The 23,107-nt window shown below is 70.9% G+C and carries 24 protein-coding genes; 9 read left to right on the plus strand and 15 right to left on the minus strand.

What is annotated here, in order from left to right; all coding sequences use genetic code 11:
- Window positions 1-27 precede the first annotated feature (27 nt).
- The 3 genes from H7965_RS09655 to H7965_RS09665 are packed head-to-tail and all read left to right on the plus strand — an operon-like array spanning window position 28 to window position 3,327.
- On the plus strand, window positions 28-1,692 hold the full coding sequence (locus tag H7965_RS09655; protein ID WP_222440533.1) for an ABC transporter substrate-binding protein: 1,665 nt from the start codon (window positions 28-30) through the stop codon (window positions 1,690-1,692).
- A 42-nt stretch (window positions 1,693-1,734) separates the two neighbouring features.
- Entirely contained in the window at window positions 1,735-1,935 is a 201-nt protein-coding gene (locus tag H7965_RS09660) for a hypothetical protein (protein ID WP_186770362.1), read from the plus strand.
- 3 nt (window positions 1,936-1,938) lie between these two features.
- Window positions 1,939-3,327 carry an amidase gene (locus H7965_RS09665; protein ID WP_186770363.1) on the plus strand — a complete coding sequence of 463 codons (1,389 nt, stop codon included), beginning with the start codon at window positions 1,939-1,941 and terminating at the stop codon, window positions 3,325-3,327.
- Between the two features lie 104 nt (window positions 3,328-3,431).
- On the opposite strand, the gene H7965_RS09670 is transcribed toward H7965_RS09665, so the two are convergent.
- The 4 genes from H7965_RS09670 to H7965_RS09685 are packed head-to-tail and all read right to left on the minus strand — an operon-like array spanning window position 3,432 to window position 6,462.
- A complete protein-coding gene (locus H7965_RS09670; protein WP_229682559.1) occupies window positions 3,432-4,370 on the minus strand; it encodes an HpcH/HpaI aldolase/citrate lyase family protein in 939 nt (312 codons plus the stop codon).
- Window positions 4,367-4,822 carry a MaoC family dehydratase gene (locus tag H7965_RS09675; protein ID WP_186770364.1) on the minus strand — a complete coding sequence of 152 codons (456 nt, stop codon included), beginning with the start codon at window positions 4,820-4,822 and terminating at the stop codon, window positions 4,367-4,369. The genes H7965_RS09670 and H7965_RS09675 overlap by 4 nt, the downstream gene beginning before the upstream one ends.
- Before the next feature lie 12 nt (window positions 4,823-4,834).
- The gene (locus H7965_RS09680; protein ID WP_186770365.1) at window positions 4,835-5,281 is read right to left on the minus strand and encodes a Zn-ribbon domain-containing OB-fold protein; all 447 of its coding nucleotides are present in this window, start codon (window positions 5,279-5,281) and stop codon (window positions 4,835-4,837) included.
- Window positions 5,278-6,462, minus strand: coding sequence for a thiolase C-terminal domain-containing protein (locus tag H7965_RS09685; RefSeq protein ID WP_186770366.1), 1,185 nt, complete (start codon window positions 6,460-6,462; stop codon window positions 5,278-5,280). Before H7965_RS09685 ends, H7965_RS09680 begins: the two co-directional genes overlap by 4 nt.
- Window positions 6,463-6,695: 233 nt before the next feature.
- Here H7965_RS09685 and H7965_RS09690 point away from each other — a divergent pair, with 233 nt between their 5' ends.
- From H7965_RS09690 to H7965_RS09710, 5 genes are all read left to right on the plus strand, one after another.
- Window positions 6,696-7,862: an acyl-CoA dehydrogenase family protein gene (locus H7965_RS09690; protein ID WP_186770367.1), complete on the plus strand. Its 1,167-nt coding sequence runs from the start codon at window positions 6,696-6,698 to the stop codon at window positions 7,860-7,862.
- Entirely contained in the window at window positions 7,862-9,049 is a 1,188-nt protein-coding gene (locus H7965_RS09695) for a CaiB/BaiF CoA transferase family protein (protein ID WP_186770368.1), read from the plus strand. Before H7965_RS09690 ends, H7965_RS09695 begins: the two co-directional genes overlap by 1 nt.
- Before the next feature lie 20 nt (window positions 9,050-9,069).
- Complete coding sequence (locus H7965_RS09700; RefSeq protein WP_186770369.1) at window positions 9,070-9,558, plus strand: MarR family winged helix-turn-helix transcriptional regulator; 489 nt, start codon at window positions 9,070-9,072, stop codon at window positions 9,556-9,558.
- 106 nt (window positions 9,559-9,664) lie between these two features.
- On the plus strand, window positions 9,665-10,507 hold the full coding sequence (locus H7965_RS09705; protein ID WP_186770370.1) for a substrate-binding domain-containing protein: 843 nt from the start codon (window positions 9,665-9,667) through the stop codon (window positions 10,505-10,507).
- A gap of 58 nt (window positions 10,508-10,565) precedes the next feature.
- Window positions 10,566-11,783, plus strand: coding sequence for an ABC transporter substrate-binding protein (locus H7965_RS09710; RefSeq protein ID WP_222440534.1), 1,218 nt, complete (start codon window positions 10,566-10,568; stop codon window positions 11,781-11,783).
- Window positions 11,784-11,843: 60 nt separating this feature from the next.
- Here H7965_RS09710 and serS read toward each other — a convergent pair whose 3' ends face one another.
- The 11 genes from serS to H7965_RS09765 all read right to left on the minus strand — a co-directional run bounded on the left by serS (window position 11,844) and on the right by H7965_RS09765 (window position 22,612).
- Window positions 11,844-13,118 (minus strand): serine--tRNA ligase, encoded by a 1,275-nt coding sequence (gene serS, locus H7965_RS09715; RefSeq protein ID WP_186770371.1) that lies wholly within the window; start codon window positions 13,116-13,118, stop codon window positions 11,844-11,846.
- Between the two features lie 3 nt (window positions 13,119-13,121).
- A complete protein-coding gene (gene tatC, locus H7965_RS09720) occupies window positions 13,122-13,925 on the minus strand; it encodes a twin-arginine translocase subunit TatC (protein ID WP_229682560.1) in 804 nt (267 codons plus the stop codon).
- 11 nt (window positions 13,926-13,936) lie between these two features.
- Entirely contained in the window at window positions 13,937-14,524 is a 588-nt protein-coding gene (tatB, locus tag H7965_RS09725; RefSeq protein WP_186770372.1) for a Sec-independent protein translocase protein TatB, read from the minus strand.
- A 111-nt stretch (window positions 14,525-14,635) separates the two neighbouring features.
- Complete coding sequence (locus H7965_RS09730; protein ID WP_186770373.1) at window positions 14,636-15,682, minus strand: ABC transporter ATP-binding protein; 1,047 nt, start codon at window positions 15,680-15,682, stop codon at window positions 14,636-14,638.
- Entirely contained in the window at window positions 15,679-16,365 is a 687-nt protein-coding gene (scpB, locus tag H7965_RS09735) for an SMC-Scp complex subunit ScpB (protein WP_222440535.1), read from the minus strand. Before scpB ends, H7965_RS09730 begins: the two co-directional genes overlap by 4 nt.
- Window positions 16,349-17,107: a segregation and condensation protein A gene (locus H7965_RS09740; protein ID WP_186770374.1), complete on the minus strand. Its 759-nt coding sequence runs from the start codon at window positions 17,105-17,107 to the stop codon at window positions 16,349-16,351. The genes scpB and H7965_RS09740 overlap by 17 nt, the downstream gene beginning before the upstream one ends.
- Window positions 17,104-17,808: a site-2 protease family protein gene (locus H7965_RS09745; RefSeq protein WP_186770375.1), complete on the minus strand. Its 705-nt coding sequence runs from the start codon at window positions 17,806-17,808 to the stop codon at window positions 17,104-17,106. Before H7965_RS09745 ends, H7965_RS09740 begins: the two co-directional genes overlap by 4 nt.
- Window positions 17,808-18,806, minus strand: a complete 999-nt coding sequence (gene nagZ, locus H7965_RS09750) for a beta-N-acetylhexosaminidase (protein ID WP_186770376.1) — start codon at window positions 18,804-18,806, stop codon at window positions 17,808-17,810. The genes H7965_RS09745 and nagZ overlap by 1 nt, the downstream gene beginning before the upstream one ends.
- 7 nt (window positions 18,807-18,813) lie before the next feature.
- Window positions 18,814-19,587 (minus strand): SPOR domain-containing protein, encoded by a 774-nt coding sequence (locus H7965_RS09755; RefSeq protein ID WP_186770377.1) that lies wholly within the window; start codon window positions 19,585-19,587, stop codon window positions 18,814-18,816.
- Window positions 19,584-21,356 carry an arginine--tRNA ligase gene (argS, locus tag H7965_RS09760; protein WP_186770378.1) on the minus strand — a complete coding sequence of 591 codons (1,773 nt, stop codon included), beginning with the start codon at window positions 21,354-21,356 and terminating at the stop codon, window positions 19,584-19,586. The genes H7965_RS09755 and argS overlap by 4 nt, the downstream gene beginning before the upstream one ends.
- Window positions 21,357-21,412: 56 nt before the next feature.
- Complete coding sequence (locus H7965_RS09765) at window positions 21,413-22,612, minus strand: deoxyguanosinetriphosphate triphosphohydrolase (RefSeq protein WP_186770379.1); 1,200 nt, start codon at window positions 22,610-22,612, stop codon at window positions 21,413-21,415.
- A gap of 111 nt (window positions 22,613-22,723) precedes the next feature.
- On the opposite strand from H7965_RS09765, the gene H7965_RS09770 reads away from it, so the two are divergent.
- The gene (locus H7965_RS09770; protein ID WP_186770380.1) at window positions 22,724-23,074 is read left to right on the plus strand and encodes a HesB/IscA family protein; all 351 of its coding nucleotides are present in this window, start codon (window positions 22,724-22,726) and stop codon (window positions 23,072-23,074) included.
- The last annotated feature ends 33 nt before the right edge of the window (window positions 23,075-23,107 follow it).

Below are 23,107 nucleotides of genomic sequence, written 5' to 3' on the forward strand. Positions count from 1 at the left end.
TATTGCGCAGTGCAGCATGGCCGCGCCATGCTGCCGCCCGAGGACCACGCCAGCGCGACGCACGGCCCCACCACCTTGCCGGGGGTGCCCATGCTGCGACGCCATTTCACCACAGGACTGACTGTCGCCACCTTGGCCGGCGCGCTACCGCGCCGTGCCGAAGCTGCGGAGAAGGTGCTGCGCGTCGGCATGACCGCCGCCGACATCCCCTCCACCACCGGCCAGCCGAGCCAGGGCGCCGAAGGCATCCGCTTCGCCGGCATCACCGGCTATGACGGGCTGACCAACTGGGATCTGTCGCGCGGCGACCGCAAGGCGCGGATCCGTCCCGGCCTCGCCGAGAGCTGGTCCACCGATGCGGCCGACCGCAACCGCTGGACCTTCCGGCTGCGCCAGGGCGTCACCTTCCACGACGGCTCCGAGTTCAACGCCGAGGCGGTGGTCTGGAACCTCGACAAGGTGATGAACAAGGACGCGCCGCAATACGACAGCGCCCAGGCGGCGCAGGCGGCGACCTTCGTCGCGCCGATCACCAGCTACCGCGCGGTGGACGGCAGCACCGTGGAGATCACCACCCGCGAGCCGAACGCCAACCTGCCCTGGAAACTGGTCAGCGTGTTCTTCTCCTCGCCGGCGCGCTGGCGCGAGCTGGGCGGCAGCTGGGCCCGCTTCGCACAGAACCCCTCCGGCACCGGCCCGTGGAGGTTCGACAAGGTCGTGCCGCGCGAGCGCATCGAATATGTTCGCAATGCGCATTACTGGGACAGCGCCCGCATTCCGAAATGCGACCGGCTGGTGGTGGTGCCGATGCCGGATCCGCTGACCCGCGGCGCCGCGCTCCTCTCCGGGCAGGTGGATTGGATCGAGGCACCCTCGCCCGACATGATCCCGCGGCTGCGCAACGCCGGGATGAACATCGTCACCAACGGCTACCCACATGTCTGGCCCTATCTGCTCTCCTGCCTGCCGGACAGCCCGTTCCGCGATGTGCGGGTACGCCAGGCGATCAACCTCGGCATCGACCGCGAGGGGCTGGTGGCGCTGCTCGGCGGCACGGCAATGGCAGCGAAGGGCGCGGCGCTGCCCAACGATCCCTGGTTCGGCCAACCGCAATTCCAGCTCCGCCACGACCCGCGGGAGGCGAAGCGGCTGTTGCAGGCCGCCGGCTACGGCCCGCGCAACCCCTGCAACGCGACGGTGCTGATCTCCACCAGCGGCTCCGGCCAGATGCAGCCGCTGCCGATGAACGAGGCGATCAAGCAGGGCCTCGCCGAGATCGGCATCAATCTCCGCCTGGAAGTGCTGGAATGGGAGACGCTGCGGGGGCGGCGGCGCAGCGGCGCGGCGGCGCCGGAGAATCGCGGCATGCATGCGCTGAACAACTCGCTCGGCACTGCCGACCCTTCCTCGCTCATCGATACCACCTGGTCGAAGCGCAATCCGCCGGTCGGCGTCAACTGGGGCCTGTTCAATGACCCGAAGGTCGATGACCTCGCCGCCCGCGCCGAGGTGGAGTTCGACAGCGAGAAGCAGGACCTGCTGCTGGGCGAGCTGCATGCCGCCTTCGTCGACAACGCGCTTTGGGCCTTCATCGTGCACGACCTCAATCCGCGCGCCATGTCGCCACGGGTGAAGGGATTCGTGCAGGCGCAGAGCTGGCAGCAGGACCTGACCACCGTGGACATCGCCTGACCAGCGCCCGCACACTGCCTCACCCCTGACGGAGACACCACCATGACCGCGACCACCGAGGAGGAGTTGCGCCTGCTCGCCGCGAAGGCCGGGCTGGGCGCGCTGCCGGCCGCCTACCAGGGTGAACTGCTCTCGGCCTATCGGCACCTGGAGGTGATGCTCGCCCGCATCGCCCAGGACCGACCGCATGGCGACGAGCCGGCCCATGTCTTCAACGCCGCGACCTTCGCGCGGCAGGGCTGAGCCATGACCGAGTTCCTCAGCCTCGCCGAGGCGGCGCGGCGGATCGAGAGGCGCGACCTCTCGCCGGTGGAATTGCTGGACGCCTGCCTCGCCCGCATCGATGCGGTGGATGCACGGCTCGGCAGCTTCGTCACCCTGACACGGGAGCGCGCACTGGCCGAGGCCAGGGCCGCCGAGGCCGCGATCATGGCCGGGCGCTACCGCGGCCCGCTGCACGGTATCCCCTACAATCTGAAGGACATCTTCGAGACGCGGGGCATCCGCACCACGGCGCAGTCGAAGCTGCTGGCGGACAACATTCCCGCAGCGGACTGCGACGCGCAGGAGAAGCTGTCAGCCGCCGGCGGCGTGCTGCTGGGCAAGGCGGCGACCTGGGAATTCGCCCATGGCGGCCCCTCCTGGGACGTGCTCTTCCCGCCCTGCCGCAATCCCTGGGACCTCGACAAGGATCCGGCCGGATCCTCCTCCGGCTCCGGCGCCTCCATCGCCGCGGGGTTGGTGCTCGGCAGCATGGGGTCGGACACCGGCGGCTCGATCCGCGGGCCGGCGGCGGCGAATGGCGTCGCCGGGCTGAAGCCGACCTATGGAAGGGTCAGCCGCCGCGGCGTACTGCCCAATTGCTTCACCCATGACCACGCCGGACCGCTCGCCTGGACGGTGGAGGATGTGGCGATCCTGATGAACCTCGTCGCCGGCTTCGACCCGCGCGACCCCGGCAGCGTCGAGCTGCCGGTGCCGGACTACACCGCGGCGCTGACCGGCGAGGTGAAGGGGCTCACCATCGGCGTGCCCTATCGCTGGATCGAGGAGGAGGTGCCCGCCTCGGCGCCGACCCGCGCCGCGCTGGATGCCGCGCTCGACACATTCCGCGCCCTGGGCGCCACGCTGCGCCTGGTGGAACTGCCGCCGCTGCACCGCTACGAGGATGCGAAGAAGATCATCGCCATGGCAGAGCTCTACGCCATCCATGGCCCCGATCTGCGCAAGCGCCCGGAGCTGTTCGGCGCCAGCCTGCGCTACCGCATCATCGCCGGCGGGCTGATCCGCGCCGAGGACTACATCCAGGCCATGCGGCTGCGCACCGAACTCGCCCGCGCCATGCAGGCGGTGTTCGCGGAGGTCGACCTGATCATGCTGCCCTCTGGCGAGCCGGCGAAGACGCTGCAGCCGCAGCCGCCGGAAAGCCTGTTCACCAGGATAGGCTACACCACCGCCTTCAATGTCGGCGGCAATCCGGCACTGTCGCTGTGCATGGGCTTCAACGAGGAGGGCATGCCCTTCTCACTGCAAATCGCCGGCCGGCTGTTCGACGAGGCAACGGTACTGCGCGCGGGCGACGCCTATGAGCGTGTCACGCCGTGGCGTGATCGGCGGCCGGCGTTGGTTGGGTGAACATCTTCGGGGGCTTCGCCCCCGAGCCCCTAACGGGGACGAATCTCATCCCCGCCCCCCGCCGTGGGTCGGTTGTTCGAAGGGGTAAGCCCAGACTCGGCGCTTCACCCACCGAACGCCGCATCCATCGCCAGCACCCGCTGCGCCTGGCGTAGATGCGGCATGTCGAGCATTCGCCCATCCATCCCCACCGTGCCGATGCCGGGGTTGGCGGCGAAGGCCTCGACCACGCGGCGGGCGAAGGTCACCTCCTCCGCGGTCGGGCGGAAGCCCTCGTTGATCGGGCCGACCTGGGCCGGGTGGATGGCGACCTTGCCGGTGAAGCCTTCCCGCCGCGCCGCCGCGCAGGCGGCCCGCAGCGCCGCCTCGTTGCGGAAATCCTGCTCCAGCGTATCCACCGGCTGGGCGCCGGCGGCCACCGCGGCGAGCAGGCAGGCGGAGCGGGCATAGCGGTAGGTCAGGGCGAAGCCGCCGCTGGCATCCTGGTTGCCAGTCGCGCCGAGCGCGGCCGGCAAATCCTCCTGCCCCCAGGTCAGTGCCGCCAGCCGCGGCACCGGGGTGCGGGCGTATTCGGCCAGGCGCAGCACCGCCGCGGCAGTCTCCGTCGCCACCGACAGCAGGCGGATGCCGCCCGGCGGCAGCCCGTCCCGCGCCTCCAGCGCATCCAGCCAGTGGGACAGCCGTAGCAGCTCGTCCGGGCCGTTCACTTTCGGTACCACCAGCCCGTCCGGCGCCGCGCGCACCACCGCGGCGGCATCGGCCAGGCCGCCTTCGTCCAGCGGGTTGATGCGGACCCAGAGCTGCGGCCGGCGCGCGGGATGGGCGCGCAGGTACTCCGGCACCATCTCCCGCGCCACCGGCTTGCGGGCCGGTGCGACCGAATCCTCAAGGTCGAGGATCAACGCATCGGCGCCGCTCTCGCCGCCCTTCGCAAGCTTGCGCTCGCTGTCGCCGGGGACGAAGAGCCAGGACCGAACAGGCGTGTTGTTTGGACGCGGCCGATTCACGCTCTCGCTGTCGCTCAAACGATCGGACGCGCTCACTTCGGCTTCCCCAGCATCAGTCCGGAGCGCCGGCAATGCGCCACCAGCTCGTCCTTCTGGTTGTAGGCGCGGTGGTGGAACTCGACGATGCCCTGTCCGGGGCGCGACCTGCTCTCGCGCTTCGACAGCACCTCCGTCTCTACCCGGACGGTGTCGCCGTGGAACAGCGGCTTCGGGAAACGCACCTCATCCCAGCCAAGGTTGGCGACGGTGGTGCCAAGCGTCGTGTCGCCGACGGTGATGCCGACCATCAGCCCCAGGGTGAAGGCGCTGTTGACGATGCGCTGGCCGAACTCCGTCTCGGTGCGGCAGTATTCCTCATCCAGGTGCAGCGCCGCCGGGTTGTGGGTCAGCGCGGAGAAGAAGGTGTTGTCGGCCTCGGTGATGGTCCGCCGCATGCGGTGCTTGAACACCTGGCCGACCTCGAATTCCTCGAAATACAATCCGGACATCTCGCGTCTCCGTCAGCCGACGACCCGCCATTGCACCAGCGTGTAGGGCGGCGTCGCCTCGTCATGCGGCTCGAACACCGCCTCCACCTCGGCGCCGATCCGCACCTCCTGCAATGGATCACCGATGAGGTTGCCGACCATGCGCACATTGTCCGCGCCCGGCAGTTCGACCAGCACGATGATGTAGGGGCCGTGGCCGTTCAGCGCCGGATGCACCGGGTGGTGCGGCCGCTGCCAGCTGTAGATGCGGCCGCGCGGCGCCACCTCCGCCCAGCCAAGGTCGAAGGAATGGCAGCGGTGGCAGACCCATTCCGGGCCCCATTGATGCTTGCCGCAGCCCCGGCATTTCTGGATCACCAGACGACCGGCACGGGTGCCTTCCCAGTACGGCAGGGCGACGGGTTCCTGCGCCGGCGCGGGCAGCCCCGGCGGCAGGACGTGCGAAATATTGGCGCTCACAGGGTTGCCTCCGTGCCGAGGATCAAGCTGCTGACGGGTGTCACCATCGGGCCGCCGATGACCATGGCGACCTGCGGGTCCTTCACCTGGTTGCAGGCGTCGCCGCGCAGCTGGCGCACCGCCTCGTTCACCATTTCGAGCCCATGCATGTAGCATTCGGCGAGGTTGCCGCCGCTGGTGTTCAGCGGCAGCTTGCCGGTGTCGAAGCGCAAATTCTCCGGCACCAGGAAGTCATTCGCCTCCTCGGCGCTGACCATGCCGTGCTCGACCATGCCGAGCAGCACGCCGCCGGTGAAATTCTCATAGGCCTGCAGCACGTCGACGTCCTTCGGCCCGAGCTTCGACATCGCCCAGAGGTTTCGCGCGACGGTCGGGAAATGCGCCGAGGCATAGTCGGGCGCATTGTGCACCGGCGCTGCGCTGCGGTGGTGGCCGCCCTGCGCCGCGCCCAGCAGGTAGGTCGGCTTGTGCGGCAGGTCCTTGGCGCGCTCCGCCGGCACCACCAGCACCGCGCCGGCGCCGTCATTCTCCATGCAGCAGTCGAACAGCCGGTGGAAGGGCTCGATGATCCAGCGGGAGGCCTCGTACTTCTCCACATCCAGCGGCCGCCCGTTCATCACCGCGCGCGGGTTGGTCTGGGCGTGGTGGTAGGAGGTGAGCGCGATGGCCCGCAGCGCCTCATGCCGGATGCCGTGCTCGGTCATGAAGCGGGTGATCTTCATGGCGAAGCGCTGTGCCGGCGACATCAGCCCGTAGGGGGCGAGGAAGGCGTCATCCCCCGCCGCTGCCGCCTGCTGCGCGCCGCGGCCGTAGCGGGCGAACTGCCCCTGGGCGAGGGAGCGGAAGGCGATGACGCAATTCGCCATGCTCGAATGCACCGCCGCCCCGGCATTCGCCACCGCCGCGGCAACGCCGCCGCCGCCGCCGCCCCAATGCATGTTGGAGAAGCGCAATTCCCTGATGCCGAGTGCGGCCGCCAGCCGCGGCGCATCCGACCGGTCATTGCCGTAGGAGGCGAAGCCATCCACCTCGCGCGGGTCGATGCCGGCGTCGCGGCAGGCGGCGAGCACCGCCTGCAGCGCCAGCTTGAACTCGGCATCGGGCGATTTTCCGTGCTTGTAGTAGGTGGTCTCGCCGATCCCGGCGATCGCCACCTTGCCCCGCAATGTGCGCTCACTCATGCGCCCGCGTCCCTCCCCTGCTGCCGGCTGGCCCGGTGGCCAGCGATCTGCGTCATCCTCGCCGCGGCGCCCGATGGTGGCAGCGGGAGACCCTGGTTCATGGCGAGGCGGCGCGACCAGCCGGGCATTCGGCCCCTCCCAGGGTTCCCCCACGGCCGGGCCGCGGGTATTTATTCGCTTGCTTATGGTAAGCCTGTGTACGACCGTTGCGCATTTCCCCGGGGAGGACAAGCATGGATTTCGGCCTCTCGCCTGAGCAGTCGGCGATTGTCGATGGCGTCACCGCCACCGTCCGCCGCTTCGGCGACGACTACTGGCGCGACTGCGAGGCCGAGGCGCGCTTTCCGCGCGAGTTCCACCGTGCCATGGCCGAGGGCGGCTGGCTCGGCATCACCATGCCGCAGGAATATGGCGGCGCCGGCCTCGGCGTGACCGAGGCGGCACTGGTGATGCACAGCGCCGCCCGCCACGGCGGCGGCATGGGTGCCGCCTCCTCGCTGCACATCAACATGTTCGGGCCGCACCCCATCGTGGTGCACGGCACGCAGGAGCAAAAGGCGCGCTTCCTGCCGCCGCTGATCGCCGGCACCGACCAGGCCTGCTTCGGCTTCACCGAGCCGAATGCGGGCCTCGACACCACCAGCATCACCACCTTTGCCACCAAGGTCCCGGGCGGCTACCGGGTGAATGGCCGGAAGATCTGGACCTCCACCGGTCAGGTGGCGAACAAGATCATGCTGCTGACGCGGACCACGAAAAAGGAGGACGCGCGGCGGTCGTCGGATGGCATCACCCTGTTCTACACCGACCTCGACCGCAGCCGGATCGAGGTGCAGCGCATTCCGAAGATGGGCCGCGCCGCCGTCGATTCGAACATGGTCTTCATCGATGACCTCTTCGTCCCGGAGGAGGATCGCATCGGCGAGGAAGGCCGCGGCTTCTCCTATGTGCTCGACAGCCTGAACCCGGAACGCGTGCTGGTCGCCGCCGAGGGGGTGGCGATCGGCCAGGACGCGCTGGAACGCGCCGCCCGCTACGCCCAGGACCGCACGGTGTTCGGCCGGCCGATCGGCCAGAACCAGGCAATCCAGCACCCGCTGGCGGAATGCTGGGCGGCGCTGGAATCCGCCTGGATGATGGTGATGAAGGCGGCCTGGCTCTACGACAACAAGCGGCCCTGCGGCGCCGAGGCGAATGCCGCCAAGCTGCTGGGCGGCCGCGCCGGCTACGAGGCCTGCCTGCGCGCCGTCATGACCCATGGCGGCATGGGCTACGCCAAGGAATATGTGGTGGAGCGGCTGCTGCGGGAGGTGATGATCACCCGCATCGCCCCGGTCTCCGAGCAGCTCATCCTTTCCTTCATCGCCGAGCGGGTGCTCGGCCAGCCGAAATCCTACTGATGCAGCCGCTGGCCGGTGTCCGGGTCCTCGATTTCTCGAAGGTGCTGGCCGGCCCGCTCTGCGGCCAGTGGCTCGGCGACCTCGGCGCCGAGGTATTCAAGATCGAGCCGCCGCAGGGCGACGACACCCGCGGTTGGCCGCCCTTCCGGGGTGGCGAGGGCGCGGTCTACCTCAGCGCCAACCGCAACAAGCGGAGCCTCGTGCTGGACCTCAAGACCGCGGCCGGCCAGGCGGCGGCGCAGCGCATGGCGGCGCAGGCGGATGTGCTGATCGAGAGCTACGCGACCGGCGTCGCCGAACGCCTCGGCATCGGCGCTGAGGCGCTGCGGGCGGCGAATCCGCGGCTCGTCTATTGCAGCATCTCGGGCTTCGGCCGCACCGGGCCGCTGGCCCATGGGCTCGGCTACGATGTGATCCTGCAGGCCTTCAGCGGCATCATGGCGATGACCGGGGAACGCGGCGGCGGGCCGATCCGCAGCCCCTTCTCGCCGATCGACCAGTCAACCGGCCTCAACGCCTTCTCCGGCATCCTCGCCGCCCTGCTGGAACGCCACCGCACCGGCCAGGGCTGCCGGCTGGAGGTCTCGCTGTTCGAGACCGCCGCGGCGATGCTCGGCTACAATGCCCAGATCTTCTGGGAGAAAGGCGCAGTGCCGGAGAAATTCGGCTCCGGCCATGAATCCCTCTGCCCCTACCAGGCCTTCGAGACAGCCGACCGGCCGGTGCTGGTGGGCATCGCCAACGACAACCTCTGGCGGAAGTTCTGTGCCGGCATCGGCCGACCGGAACTCGCGGAGGATCCCCGCTTCCGCACCAACGCCGACCGCGTGGCGCATTTCGCCGAGACGGTGGCGCTGGTGCAGGGCATCATCGCCACCCGCGGCGCCGATGACTGGGTCGCGTTCTGCGGCGGCATCGGCATCCCCTGCGCCGCGGTCAACAGCCTGGCCGACATGCTGGCGCATCCGCATACCGCAGCGCGCGGCATGGTGCTGGAGTACGCGCACCCGACCCTCGGCCCGTTGCGGACCATGGCCCAACCGATCCAGTTCGACGGCGCGACCCGCCGCGTCGCCGCGCCACCGCCACGGCTCGGCGAGCATTCGGCGGAGGTGTTGGCGGCCTTCGGCCATAGCGAGGCGGAGATCGCCGCGCTGCGCGCCGCCGGCGCGCTGGGACCGGCCTGATGCGACCGCGGGCGTAGGGCATGCCGCCGGATGCGCCCCAGCCCGCCGGCCGCCGCGGCAGCAGCGAATTCCGCATTGGCTTCCTGGTGCATGACGTCTCTCGCCTGCGGCAGATCCTGTTCGACCAGGCGATGCGGCCGCATGGGGTGACCCGGGCGCAATGGTGGCTGCTGGCGCAGCTCTCCCGCAGCGGCGAGGGCGGCATGGCGCAGGCCGAGCTGGCCCGGTTGCTCGGCCTCGGCAAGGTCGCCACCGGCAGCATGATCGACCGGCTGGAAGCCGCCGGGCTGGTGCGGCGCGAGGCCGATGCGCTGGACCGCCGGGTCAACCGCATCCTGGTGACGGCGGAGGGCCGGGCGATCCAGGAACGTCTGGTCGAAGTCGGCCGGCAGCTCAACGGCCAGGTCATGGAAGGGCTGTCGCCGAAGGAGCTGGCGACCGCCGACCGGGTGCTGACGGCGCTGAAGCGTAACCTCCGCCGGGCGCTGCGCGAGGAAGAGCCAGGCTGAAAGCGCCGGCAGATTCCGGCAGATGCCGCCACCATGCCGCCGCTGCTGCCGATTGACCCGCTGCCGGGCCCGCCGCATGTCGTGAAGGCCACCGCCGGAGGGTGCCATGCAACGCCGCCTGCTTGTCCTGATCCTGCTCGGCTCCGGCATCGCCTTCGGGCGGCCCGCGGATGTGGCGGCGCAGGAGCGCAGCATCACCGTCGCCTCCACCACCTCCACCGAGCAATCGGGGCTGTTCGGCCACATCCTGCCGGCGTTCACCCGCGCCACCGGTATCGCGGTGCGGGTGGTCGCCCTCGGCACCGGCCAGGCGCTGGATGTCGGGCGGCGCGGCGATGCCGATGTGGTCTTCGTGCATGACCGGGCGGCGGAGGAACGCTTCGTCGCCGAGGGCTTCGGCGGGCCGCGGCGGCATGTGATGTACAACGACTTCATCCTGGCCGGACCCGCCGCCGATCCGGCCGGCATCGCCGGGCTGCGCGACACCGCGGCGGCGCTGCGCCGGATCGCCGCCGCGCGGGCGCCCTTCGTCAGCCGCGGCGACCGATCCGGCACCCATGCGGCGGAGCTGCGGCTGTGGCAGCGCGCCGGCATCGACCCGCTGGCCGGGCGCGGCGCCTGGTACCGCGAGATCGGCCAGAGCATGGGGCCCGCGCTGAACACCGCCGCGGCGCAGGATGCCTATCTGCTGGCCGACCGCGGCACCTGGCTGGCCTTCCGCAATCGCCAGGGGCTGCGCATCCTTGTCGAGGGCGATGCGTCGCTGTTCAACCAATATGGCGTCATGCTGGTGAATCCGCAGCGCCACCCGCAGGTGAAGGCGGTGGAGGGCCAGGCCTTCATCGACTGGCTGGTCTCGCCAGCCGGGCAGACCGCCATTGGCGGCTTCAGGCTCGGTGGCGAGGCGCTGTTCTTCCCCAACGCGACGCAGCCTGAACCGACAGCCTGATTGCCGCAACATTGCCGCTCAACGGCGGAATGCTATCTTGGCGCCTGGAGGAAATTCCATGCACCGTAGAATGTTACTCGCCGGCGCCGCCGCGCTGCCGCTGTTCCGCATCCTGCCCGGCCGGGCCCAGGGCGCCATCTCGGACGGCGTGATCAGGATCGGCGTGCTGAACGACATGACCGGTGTCTTTTCCGACCAGCAGGGCATGGGCGAGGTCGTCTCCGCCCAACTCGCGGTGGAGGATGCCGGCGGCAAGGTTCTCGGCGCCCCGGTCGAGATCCTGCATGGCGACCTGCTGAACCGCCCCGATGTCGGCATGGGCATCGCCCGCCGCTGGTTCGACCAGGAGAAGGTCGACATCATCACCGGCGTTGGCAATTCGGCGGTGGCGCTGGCGGTGCAGAACCTGTCGCGTGAGCGGCAGAAGATCACCATCCCGATGTCGGCCGGCACCACGGATCTGACCGGCAAGGAGTGCTCGCCCTACACCGCGCATTGGGTCTACGACAATTACTCGGCGGCCAAGGCGCCGGTGACCGCACTGGTGCGGGACGGCAAGACGAAGTGGTTCTTCATCACCTCCGACTACGCCTTCGGTCATTCGCTCGAAGCCAATGCGATGGCGATGGTGCGCAGCCTCGGCGGGACGGTGCTCGGCAGCGCGCGGGCGCCCTTCGGCGAGAGTGACTACTCCTCCTACGTGCTGCGCGCGGCCGCCTCGGGCGCCCAGGCGGTCGGCATCTGCGCCGGCGGCGGGGACATGATCAACATCGCCAAGCAGATGGGCGAGTTCGGTCTGATCCGCCGCGGCATCGTGGCAGCGGGGCTCGCCAGCTCGCTGACCAATGTCCGTTCCGTCGGGCTGGAGACCGGCCAGGGCATGGTCCATGCCGAGAGCTACTACTGGGACCAGAATGACGCGACCCGGGCCTTCTCCGAGCGCTTCGCCCGCATCCACGGCCGCCCGCCGACCGCCTTCCAGGCCGGCAGCTACGGCGCCGTCGCGCATTACCTGAAAGCGGTCGAAGCCGCCGGCACGGATGCGACCATCCCGGTGATGGCGAAGATGCGAGAACTGCCGATCAACGACTTCATGACCTCGGGCGGCCGCATCCGCGCGGATGGCCGGGTGATCCGCGACGTCTATCTGATGCAGGTGAAGGCGCCGCGGGAATCGCGCGGCGAATGGGACCTGCTGAAGGTGACCCAGACCATCAAGGGCGAGGATGCCTTCCGCCCGCTGGCCGAGGGCGGCTGTCCGCTGGTCCGCGGGTAATCCCGGCGGCCCTGAAGCCTGACCGCTTCAGGGCCCCTAGGACGCCGGGCGTCGCCCGGCTCAGGCGGGGCCGATACGCTCCGCCCCGCCCATCCAGTGCATCAGCACCTCGGGGATCAGCACGCTGCCATCGGCCTGCTGATGCGTCTCCAGCACCGCAATCAGGGCACGGCCCACGGCAACGCCGCTGCCGTTCAGCGTGTGGAGGAGGAGGTTGCCCTTTCCCTCGGCTGGCTTCATCCGGGCGTTCATCCGCCGCGCCTGGAAATCCCGGCAGTTGGAGCAGGAGGAGATCTCGCGCCAGGCCTGCTGGCCGGGCAGCCAGACCTCCAGGTCATAGGTCCGCGCCGCGCCGAAGCCGGTGTCGCCGGCGCAGAGGAAGACGCGGCGCCAGACCAGCCCCAGCTCGGTCAGCACCCGCTCGGCGCAGCCGGTCATCCGCTCATGCTCGGCGTCGCTGTCCTGCGGCCGGGTGATGGAGACCAGCTCCACCTTCTGGAACTGATGCTGGCGCAGCATGCCGCGGGTGTCGCGCCCGGCGCTGCCGGCTTCCGAGCGGAAGCAGGGGGTCAGCGCGGTGAAGCGGTAGGGCAGCGCGGCCTCAGGGATGATCTCGTCGCGCGCGAGGTTGGTCAGCGGCACCTCGGCGGTCGGGATCAGGTAGCGGCCATCGGTGGTGCGGAACAGGTCTTCCTCGAATTTCGGCAGCTGGCCGGTGCCGTAGACCGTCGCGGCATTCACCAGATAGGGCACGGTATGCTCGACATAGCCGTGCTGCTCGGTGTGCAGGTTGAGCATCCACTGGCCGAGCGCGCGTTCCAGCCGGGCCAGCGCGCCGCGCAGCACGGTGAAGCGGCTGCCGGCCAGCTTCGCCGCGCTGGCGAAATCCATCAGCCCGAGCGCCTCGCCGATCTCGAAATGCTGGCGCGGGGTGAAATCGGGGCGGGACGGCTCGCCATGCTGGTGCAGCACCACATTGGCGCTCTCGTCGCGGCCCTCGGGGACATCGGCGTCGAGGATGTTGGGGTAGCCTTCCAGCACGCCCTTCATCGCCGCATCCAACGCCTGCGCCTCGGCCTCCAGCGCCGCGATCTCGTCGCGCAGCGCCGCACCCTCCGCCTCCAGTGCGCTGCTGTCGGTGCCGCTGCGCTTGGCCTGGCCGATCTCCCGAGCCAAAGCGTTGCGCCGCGCCTGCTTCGCCTCGAAGGCCTGCAACGCGGCGCGGCGGCTGGCGTCCTGGGCCACGAGCTGCCGGGCCACCGGCTCCAGCCCCCGCCGCGCCATCGCCGCGTCGAAACCCTCCGGATCCTGCCGGACCAGGCGAATGTCATGCATGGATCAGGTCTTCGTCGTGGTGGTGGCCGCGGCTGCCGGCTTCCGCGCCATCCAGCTCGCCGCAAGGATCGAGATCTCGTAGAGCAGCAGCATCGGCACGGCGAGGCCGATCTGGCTGATGACATCGGGCGGGGTGATGATCGCCGCCACCACGAAGACCCCGACGATGGCGTAGCGCCGCCCCTTCCGCAGCGTCGCCACGTCCAGGATGCCGACCCGGCACAGCAGGGTCAGCAGCACCGGCAACTGGAAGGCCACGCCGAAGGCGAGGATCATGTGCATGACCAGCGAGAGGTATTCGCTGACCTTGGCCTCCAGCTGAATCGGCAGCGCCCCCTCGCCCGGCGGCGTCTCGAAGGTGATGAAGAAGTGCCAGGCCAGCGGGAAGATGAAGTAATAGGCCAGCGCCGCGCCAAGCACGAAGAGGAAGGGCGAGGCGATCAGGAAGGGATAGATCGCCCGCTTCTCGCTGCGGTAGAGCCCGGGTGCCACGAACAGCCAGAGCTGCGTCGCCCACATCGGGAAGCTGAAGAAGACGGCACCGAAGAAGGCCACCTTCAGATAGGTGAAGAAGGCCTCGTACAGCGCGGTGAAGATCATGCGCCGCTCGCCGCCGCCCTGAGACTGCAGGATGTCCGCCAGCGGCCGTGCCAGGAAGCCGTAGATCTGCGCGGAAAAATAGTAGCAGACCACGAAGGAGATACCGAAGGCGCCGACCGACCAGAGCAGCCGCGTGCGCAGCTCCATCAGGTGATCGAGCAGCGGCATCGGCTTGTCGTCGATAGGGTCGTCTTGGTCGCGCGGCACTGGTGCGGTACTCAGATCTTCTGGGTGTGTGGCGCCGTCCGGTCCGCCATCGCCGCGGGCACCGGCTCAGCCGGCGGCACGAAGGCGGGGGGCGGGGGCGGCGCAGGCGGCTCGGCCGGCGGCGGAGTCGCGTCAACTGCCGGGGGCGGCGCGGCGGCCGAAACCGGCAACGGTGCATAGGCGGGCGGGATGAAGGCCGGCGCCGCGGGCGTCGCGCTGCCCTGCGGGGCGCCGGCGCCCTCCAGCTCAGCCGGCGGCGGCTCGGTCGCCGGCGGCGGGGTATAGACCGGCGGCGTGTAGCTGTCCTTCAGCGGGTCCTCGGTGAAGGTCTTGCGGATCGAGCCGTCCTTATCGACGTGCTTCTCGATCTCGCCGCGGATGTTGAAGTTGCGGATCTCGTTGATCGAGTTGCGCACCTCGTCGAGGTTGGCCTCGCGCACCAGCTCATCCGCCTGCCCCTGGAACTCGCTGGCCATGCGGCGCAGCTTGGCAATGCCGCGCGCTACGCCGCGGATGGCTTCGGGCAGATCCTTCGGGCCGATGATGACAATCGCCACCACTCCGATCAGCGCGATCTCGGACCAGGCAAGGTCGAACATTCCGTCTCCGGCAGCGGCACGGAACCCTGAATCGGGTATCTCCTCGCCGCAAGGCCGCCTCCGTTAGCAGGAACCAATGGGGGTGTCGACGCCGCCACCCCGCCTCGTAATCTAGGCTGCCTGGGGCGGGAATACGAAGGCGCGTTCGGGGTCCATCGCAACTGTCACCCGCTGTCCACGCTCCAGCGCGACTCCAGGTGGCAGTCGGGCATGCAGGTGCAGCACGCCGCCGGCGCCATCGGCGACGGCCAGGTGCACCAGGGTGGTGGCGCCGAGCAGCCGGCAGGCCTCGACCTCTGCGGCGGTGCCGCTGCCATCGGCCAGCACCCGCAGCCCTTCCGGCCGCAGCAGCACCTCCGCCGGGCCATCCGGCAGCGGCGGCGACGGCAGCGGGCCGATCGGGGTTTCCACCCGGGCGCCGGCGACGCGGGCGGGCAGCCGGTTCACCTCGCCGAGGAAGGTGGCGACGAAAGGCTCGGCCGGGCGCAGGTAGAGTTCCTCCGGCGTGCCGAGCTGCACCACCTGGCCGGCCCGCATCAGCGCGATCCGATCGGCGAGGAACATCGCCTCCTCGGCATCATGGGTCACGATCAGGGCGGGGATGCCGGCAGTCTGCAGCACATGCAGCGTATCGTCCCGCACCTGCTCCCGCAGCCTGGCATCGAGGCTGGCGAAGGCCTCGTCCAGCAGCAGCACCTGCGGTCGTGGCGCCAGGGCGCGGGCCAGCGCCACCCGCTGCTGCTGACCGCCCGAGAGCATGTGCGGCCAGGCGTTGGCGTAGGTTTCGAGTCCGACCCGGGCCAGCGCCTCCGTCACCTGCCAGCCGCGCTCGCCGCGGGGCGTCCGGGTGAGGCCGAAGGCGACGTTCTCGCTGACCGTCAGATGCGGGAACAGCGCGTAATCCTGGAAGACGAAGCCGACATGGCGCTGCTCCGGCGGCACCTCCCGCCCCGGCTCGGCGACCACCACGCCGCCCAGCTCGATCCGCCCGGCCTGCAACGGCTCCAGCCCCGCCACCAGCCGCAGCAGCGTGGTCTTGCCGTCGCCGGAAGGGCCGAGCAGGCAGAGGATCTCGCCGCGGCCGACGCTCAGCTCGATGCCGCGCAGCACCTCATGTCCGCCATAGGCGTGGCGGATGCCGGTGAGATGGAGGGTCATGCCGGGCCGAGCGGCGCGGGCGGCGGGCCGAACATCGGGCCAGGCTCGTTCACCAGCTCCTCCCGCCGCGGCAGATCGCTCAGCGCCCGCAGCCCGAACTGCTCGAGAAAGCGCGGCGTGGTGGCCCAGAGGCTCGGCCGCCCCGGCACCTCCTTCCGCCCGCGCGGCGCGATCAGCCCCAGCTCCAGCAGCGATTCGAGGGTGGTCTGGGAGAGGCTGGCGCCGCGGATCTCCTCCACCTCGGCCCGGGTCACCGGTTGGTGGTAGGCGATGATGGCAAGCGTCTCCATCGCCGCCCGCGGCAGCCGGCGCGGCACCTCGACCACGCGGGTGATGGCCGGGGCCAGCTCCGGCGCGGTGCGGAATGCGAAGCCGCCGGCGACCTCGGCCAGCTGCACCGGGCGGCCGGCGCATTGCGCCGCCAGCGCGGTCAGCACGGCGCCGGCCTCGACGCCGGGCGGCAGCGCCTGCTGCAGCCGGGCCGCGGGGATGGGCCGGTCGCTGGCGAAGATCAGCGCCTCGGCGATGCGCAGCGCATGGTCGAACAGCGCCGGATCGGGCGCGGGCGCCAGGGGGGTGTCAGGTGCGGGCTCGGGCGCGGGCGGCCCGTATTCGAGGGCGGCGCGGCTCGGCTCCGGGGCGGGCGGCCCGTATTCGAGGGCGGGATCAGGCGGCTCGGTCATGGGCTTCGGCTTCGGCGCGGCGGCGGATCAGGATGGGGGCGAAGTCGCGGTCCTGGCGCAGCTCGATCCCGCCGCCGCGGGCGGTCTCCAGCGCCGCCACCAGGGTGCTGGCGATGGCGGCGCGGCGTTCGACCGGGTCCAGCAGCCCTTCCGGCAGGAAGCGCTGCAGCACCGCCCAGCCCGGCAGGGCGCCGACCAGCCGGCCGAGCCGGGCCAGCGCATCCTGCACCGACCACAGCTTGCGCGGCTTCGGCGCATAGGGGCGGCGGGCCAGGGCGCGCCGGCGGGCGGCGGCATAGGCCTGCAACAGCGCCGGCAGGTCGGCGGCGAGGCCGCTGCGGTCCTCGATGCGAAGGGATTCGGCAACGCCGCGGCCGAACACCTCATGCCCCAGCTGCTGGCGGGTGCCGAGCCAGGCAACCGCCGCGCGCATCCGCTCCAGCTCCGCCAGCCGGTCGGTCAGGGCGGTGGCCAGCGCCTCGGGGTCCTCGCCCTCGGTCTCCTCCTCGGGCAGCAGCAGGCGGGATTTCAGCCAGGCCAACCAGGCGGCCATCACCAGCCAGTCGGCGGCGAGTTCCAGCCGCACCGCCCGGGCCTGCTCCACCACCGCCAGATACTGGTCGACCAGGGCGAGGATGGAGATCCTGGCGATGTCCACCTTCTGCGCCCGGGCGAGTTCCAGCAGCAGGTCGAGCGGCCCCTCGAAGCCGTCCAGCCGCAGGTGCAGCACCGGCTCGGTCATGTCGCATGCCCCGAGAGCAGCAGCACCAGGTCGAAGGCGTTGGCGATCACCCGGCGCAGCGCCCAGCCGACCGGGTCGAAGCCCTGCACCAGCCGCGGCAGCAGGAAGACGGCGAAGAGCACCAGCAGGATGCCCCAGCGTTCCAGCCGCAGATAGGGCAGCGCCAGCGACCGCGGCAGCAGCCCGGCCAGGATGCGGCCGCCATCGAGCGGCGGTATCGGCAGCAGGTTGAACAGGCCGAGCACCAGATTGGCGAGGATGGACAGCGCGAGGAAGCGATAGGCCCAGGTCATCGAGTCGGGCGAAGCGGAATCGCCCAGCACGGCCAGATGCAGCAGCATCCCGGCGAGCCATGCCAGGAAAAAATTCATCGCCGGCCCGGCCGCCGCCACCAGCATCATTCCCTGCAAAGGGTTGCGCAGCCGGCGCATGTCCACTGGCACCGGCTTGGCCCAGCCGAACATGAACTCCACCCGGCCGATGGTCAGCAGTTGGCCGAGAAGCAGCACGCCGGGCACCAGCACCGTTCCCACCCGGTCGACATGGCGCAGCGGGTTGAGGCTGAGCCGGCCCGCCTCCCGCGCCGTCGGGTCGCCAAGGCCAAGCGCGGCATAGCCATGCGCCGCCTCATGCAGGGTGATGGCGATGACGGTGGCCAGCACCGCCGCCAGAAGCTCCTGCAGCCATCCCGGATCGGGCATCAGGCGGCAGCCGAGAGCCAGGCATCGCGGTCGGCCGCCAGCGCCACCGCATCCAGCGGCCGGCGGTGCCGCTGCATCCGTGCCTGGGCCAGCGCCAGCCGTCGCTCCGCCGGCTCGGACAGCGGCGGGCAGTCGCGCAGCAGGGCGGCGGTGTCGGCCGCCTCGCCGTTGCAATGCAGCACCAGATCGCAGCCGGCGGCGATGGCCTGGCGGGCCAGCGCCCCCGGTTCCCCGCGCAGCGCCTGCATGCAGAGGTCGTCGCTGACCAGCACGCCCTGGAAGCCGATGGCGCCGCGGATCACCTGGCTGATGAGCCGGGGGGACAGGGTCGCAGGCAGCTCGGGGTCCAGCGCCTCGTAGAGGATATGCGCCGTCATCGCCCAAGCACCGCTGCTGGCGAGCGCGGCGAAGGGGCCGCAATCCTCGGCCAGCGCGTCGCGGCTGGCATCCACCCGTGGCAGCGCCAGATGGCTGTCCACCATGGCGCGGCCATGGCCGGGGATGTGCTTGATCACCGGGATGCAGCCAGCCTCCTGCAACCCCCGCACCCAGGCGCGGCCGAGCCGGGCGACCTCCGCCGGGTGGGCGGAGAAGGCGCGGTCGCCGATCACCCGATGTGCGTCGGGCAACCGCAGATCGAGCACCGGGGCGCAGACCACGTCGAAGCCGGCCTCTCGGCAGGTGAGGCCGAGCAGCGCCGCGTTGGCCTCCGCGGCCTCGGCCGGGCGGGCTTCGAAGCCGGCGGCGGCGGGGAATTCCGGCCAGCCCGGCGGCCGCAGCCGGGCGACCCGGCCGCCCTCCTGGTCCACCAGGATCGGCGCCTGCTCCCCAAGCAGTTCCCGGATCGCCGCGTTGAGGGCCTGGACCTGGCCGGGGGTGGCGATGTTGCGGGCGAAGAGGATGACGCCGAGCGGCGGCATGGCCCGGAACAGCGCGGCCTCCGCCGCGGTCAGTTCCGGGCCGGCGAGGCCGACGATTGCGGCGCGCGGCCGTTCCATGCCGTGCTCAGCCACCAAAGGCGGTGCAGGCGCCGCCCTTGGCCCGCACCGCCTCGCACAGGCTGCGGGCGGCGGCGGCATCGGCAAGGCCGCCGGTGCGGAGCCGGTAGAGCGTCGCCTGCCCCTCGCGCTCTAGCCTGGTGATGCGCGGATGGAAAGCGGCCAGTTCCGGGACGCGGCGCGTCAACCGCTCCCATTCGCTGCGGGCGGCTTCCTCCGAAGCCAGGGCGCCGAGCTGGACGAGTGCCCTGCCCTGCGCCACCGGCGCCAGCACCGGGGCCGCTACGGCCGCGACCGGCTGCGGCGCCACGGGGGCGGCGGCGACCGGTGGCGGCAGCGCCGGTGCCGGCGCCGACGGCGCCACCGCGACCTGGGCGGGAGCATCCGGGGCCGCCGCGACCGGCGGCGGCAGCGGCGCGGCGGGTGGCGCCGCCTGCTGGCGGAGCAGGTCGAGTGCCGGGGCTTCCGGCCCGCGGTCGAGCCTGGCATTGGCGCCAGTGCTGCGCTCGGCGGCACGGCGCACCGCGGCGGGCTCCAGCACCAGCTGGTCCTGGTTGGGCACCCGCAGCCCGCCCGGATCCTCCGGCCGCACCTTCACCGGCCGGCTATCGGCCTCGATCACCGGGATGGTCCGCGGGCCGCTGCGCGAGACGCCCCAGACCACCGCGCCACCCACCGCGATGACCCCCAGCGCGCCGCCGGCGAAGGCCAGCATGCGCCATGACACCGGGGCCGGCCGTTCCGGCCGGGCCCGCCAACTTGGAACCGTGATATCGCTCACCGCATCTCCTCGACGGGCGTGACCCCCATCACCGCGAGGCCCGAGCGAATGACCGTGGCGGTGGCCGCGACCAGGGCAAGCCGGGCGCGGGTCGCCTCGGGCTCCTCCGCCCGGATGAACCGAAGGGTCGTGTCCTCACGCCCCCTGTTCCACAGTACATGAAAGTCGCTCGCCAAGTCATGGAGAAAAAAGGCGATCCGGTGCGGTTCGCGGGCCAGCGCCGCGGCTTCCACGGTGCGTGGCCAGGCGGTGATGCGGCGAATCAGGGCGAGTTCCGCCGGGTCGTTCAGCTGGTCGAGCGGCGCCGCAGTCAGCACCTCCGGCGACGGGTCGTTGTCGCTGCGCAGCACGCTGCGGCAGCGGGCATGGGCGTATTGGACATAGAAGACCGGGTTGTCGCGCGACTGCTCGACCACCTTGTTCAGGTCGAATTCCATCTGCGCATCAGCCTTGCGCGTCAGCATGGTGAAACGCACCGCGTCGCGGCCAACCTCGTCGATCAGGTCGCGCAGGGTGACATAGGTGCCGGCGCGCTTGCTCATCCGCACCGGCTGGCCGTCCTTCACCACATGGACGATCTGCGCCAGCACCACGTCCAGCGGCACCCGCCTGTCCGACAGCGCGGCGACCGCCGCCTGCATGCGCTTGACATAGCCGCCGTGGTCGGCGCCCCAGACATGCACCAGCTCGGCGAAGCCGCGTTCCAGCTTGTGCAGGTGGTTGGCGATGTCATTGGCGAAATAGGTGCCGCTGCCGTCCGACTTGCGCAGTGGGCGGTCCACCTCGTCGCCGAATTGGGTGGCGCGGAACAGGGTCTGCTCGCGCGGCTCCCAGTCCTCCGGCGTCTTGCCCTTCGGCGGTTCGAGGACGCCGCGGTAGATCAGCCCCTTGGCGGCGAGCAGCGCCTCGGCCTGCTCCAGCTTGCCCTCGCGGACCAGCTGGGCCTCGGAAATGAAGACATCCTGGGCGACCCCGAGGGCGGCGAGATCGTCGCGGATGCTCTCCATCATCCGGGCGACGGTGAAGTCGCGTACCGTCTCCAGCCAATGCGAGGTGCCGGCCGGCAGCCCGCCCGGCTCGGCCAGGGTCGTGCCGAAGCGCTCGCGCAGTGCCTCGCCAACGGGAATCAGGTATTCGCCACGGTACTGCAGCCCGCCGGGGACGGACTGGGCGAATTCCTCCTCGGTCAGGCTGGTGCCGAGCGCCTGGAGGTAGCGCCAGTAGGCGGCCCAGGCGAGCGCCAGCACCTGCGCCCCGGCGTCGTTGATGTAGTATTCCTTGGTGACCTCGTAGCCCGCCTTGGCCAGCAGGTTGGCCAACGCATCGCCGACCACCGCGCCGCGGCAATGGCCGACATGCATCGGCCCGGTCGGGTTGGCGGATACGTATTCGACATCGATCCGCTTGCCGGCGCCGGCGCTGCCGTCGCCGTAATGCTCACCGGTGCCGAGCACCACCGGCAACTGGGCGCGGAGGAAATCCTCGCGCAGCCGCAGGTTGACGAAGCCCGGCCCGGCTGGCGCAGCACTCTCCACCTCCGGCAGCGACGCCAACCGCTCGGCCAGCGCCGTGGCCAGCTTCGGCGGCGGCTGCTTCGCCAGCTTGCCGACGACCAGCGCAGCATTGGTGGCCATGTCGCCATGCGCCGGGTCGCGCGGCGGCTCCACCTGCACCCGGGCGAAGGACTCGGGCGGCAGCTCGGGCAGCAGGGTGCCGAGGGCGTCGATCACGCGGGCGCGGAGGGCCGCGAAAATGTCATGGGTTGGCATGGTGCCAGAGGTTTAGCGCGGGTGGGGCGGCGCCGCCATCGCCGGGTGGGTCAGCCTTATCCCGGAATGTTCGGGTCGGTCAGCCGCCGGTGCTCCTCCAGCGCGTAGCGATCGGTCATGCCGGCGATGTAGTCGCAGACCAGCCGCGCGCATTCGGGGCTGCCCGGCTCCCCTGCCCTCGCCCGCCAGTCGTCCGGCAGCATCTGCGGCCCGCCGTGCAGCAGCTGGAACAGCAGCTGCGCCACCCGCTTCGACTTCTGCATGGCGCGGTTGACCCGCCAGTGGCGGTACATCCGGCCGAACAGGAACTCCCGCACCGCCTGGTTCATCGCCTGCATCGGCGCCGAGAAGCCGACCACCGGCTCCGGCGCGGCGCGGATGTCGTCGGCGCTCCGCGGGGCGAGCACGGCGATCCGGCGGCTGGTCTCCTCCACCACATCCTGCACCATGCGGTTGATCACCCGGCGCACCGTCTCGGTCACCAGCCGGTCGCGGGTGATGTCGGCATGGGCGGCGCGGGCTTCCTCATAGGCGTCGCCGATCAGCGGCAGGGTGGCGGCTTCCTCCAGGGTGAAGACCCGGGCGCGGACGCCGTCGTCGAGGTCATGGTTGTTGTAGGCGATGTCATCCGCCAGCGCCGCCACCTGCGCCTCGGCCGAGGCGTGGCTGGTCAGCTCCAGCGGATGCAGCCGGTCGTATTCGGCAATATACGGCGAGGGACGGCGGATCGGGCCATTGTGCTTGGCCAGCCCCTCGAGCGTCTCCCAGGTCAGGTTCAGCCCGTCGAAGGCGGCGTAGCGGGCCTCCAGCTGGGTGACGACCTTCAGCGACTGGGCATTGTGGTCAAAGCCGCCATAGGGGCGCATCTGGCTGTCCAGCGCCTCCTCCCCCGCATGGCCGAAGGGCGGGTGGCCGAGGTCATGCGCCAGCGCCAGCGCCTCCGCCAGATCCTCGTCGAGGCCGAGGCGGCGGGCGATGGCGCGGGCGATCTGCGCCACCTCGATGCTGTGGGTCAGCCTCGTGCGGAAGTAGTCGCCCTCATGGAAGACGAAGACCTGAGTCTTGTACTGCAGCCGGCGGAAGGCGCCGGTGTGGATGATCCGGTCGCGGTCGCGCTGCCAGGGGGAGCGTGGGTCGCCGCCCGGCTCCGGGTGCAGCCGGCCGCGGGAGGCCGTGGGATCCACCGCCCAAGGGGCGCGGGCCAAGGGGCGGCCCAAGGGAGGGACCGGGGATGGGGCGCGGGGCGCATCGGGCATGGCACGAGTCTGGCAGCCGGGCCGATCCGCGGCAATGGCGACGCCTTCGGGGCGGTGCCGGTTGGAAGCCGGCCCGGTGCCGCCTATCTTATCAAGCCAGGAGATTGCCCGATGCCCGACGGTTCCGACCTGCCCCGCTTCCGCGTCACCCCCCGCGCCGCTGCCGAGGTGGCGAGCATCGCCGCCCGTGAGGGGCGCCCTTCGGCCGGGCTGCGCGTCTCCGTCAGCGCCGGCGGCTGCTCCGGCTTCCAGTACGGCTTCGCGCTGGAGGACACCGCCGCCGAGGACGATCTGGTGATCGAGGCCGGCCCGGCGCGGGTCTACATCGATGCCGTGTCGCTCGACCTGCTGGCCGGGTCGGAGCTGGACTGGAACGAGGCGCTGATCGGCGCGCATTTCACCGTGCGCAACCCGCAGGCGGTTTCCGGCTGCGGCTGCGGAGTCAGCTTCGCGGTCGCCTGAGCCCAAGGTGGGACGCTGCGTGGGAGGCTTCGC

The sequence above is a fragment of the Siccirubricoccus deserti genome (genome assembly GCF_014283215.1).
GTDB lineage: Bacteria > Pseudomonadota > Alphaproteobacteria > Acetobacterales > Acetobacteraceae > Siccirubricoccus > Siccirubricoccus deserti.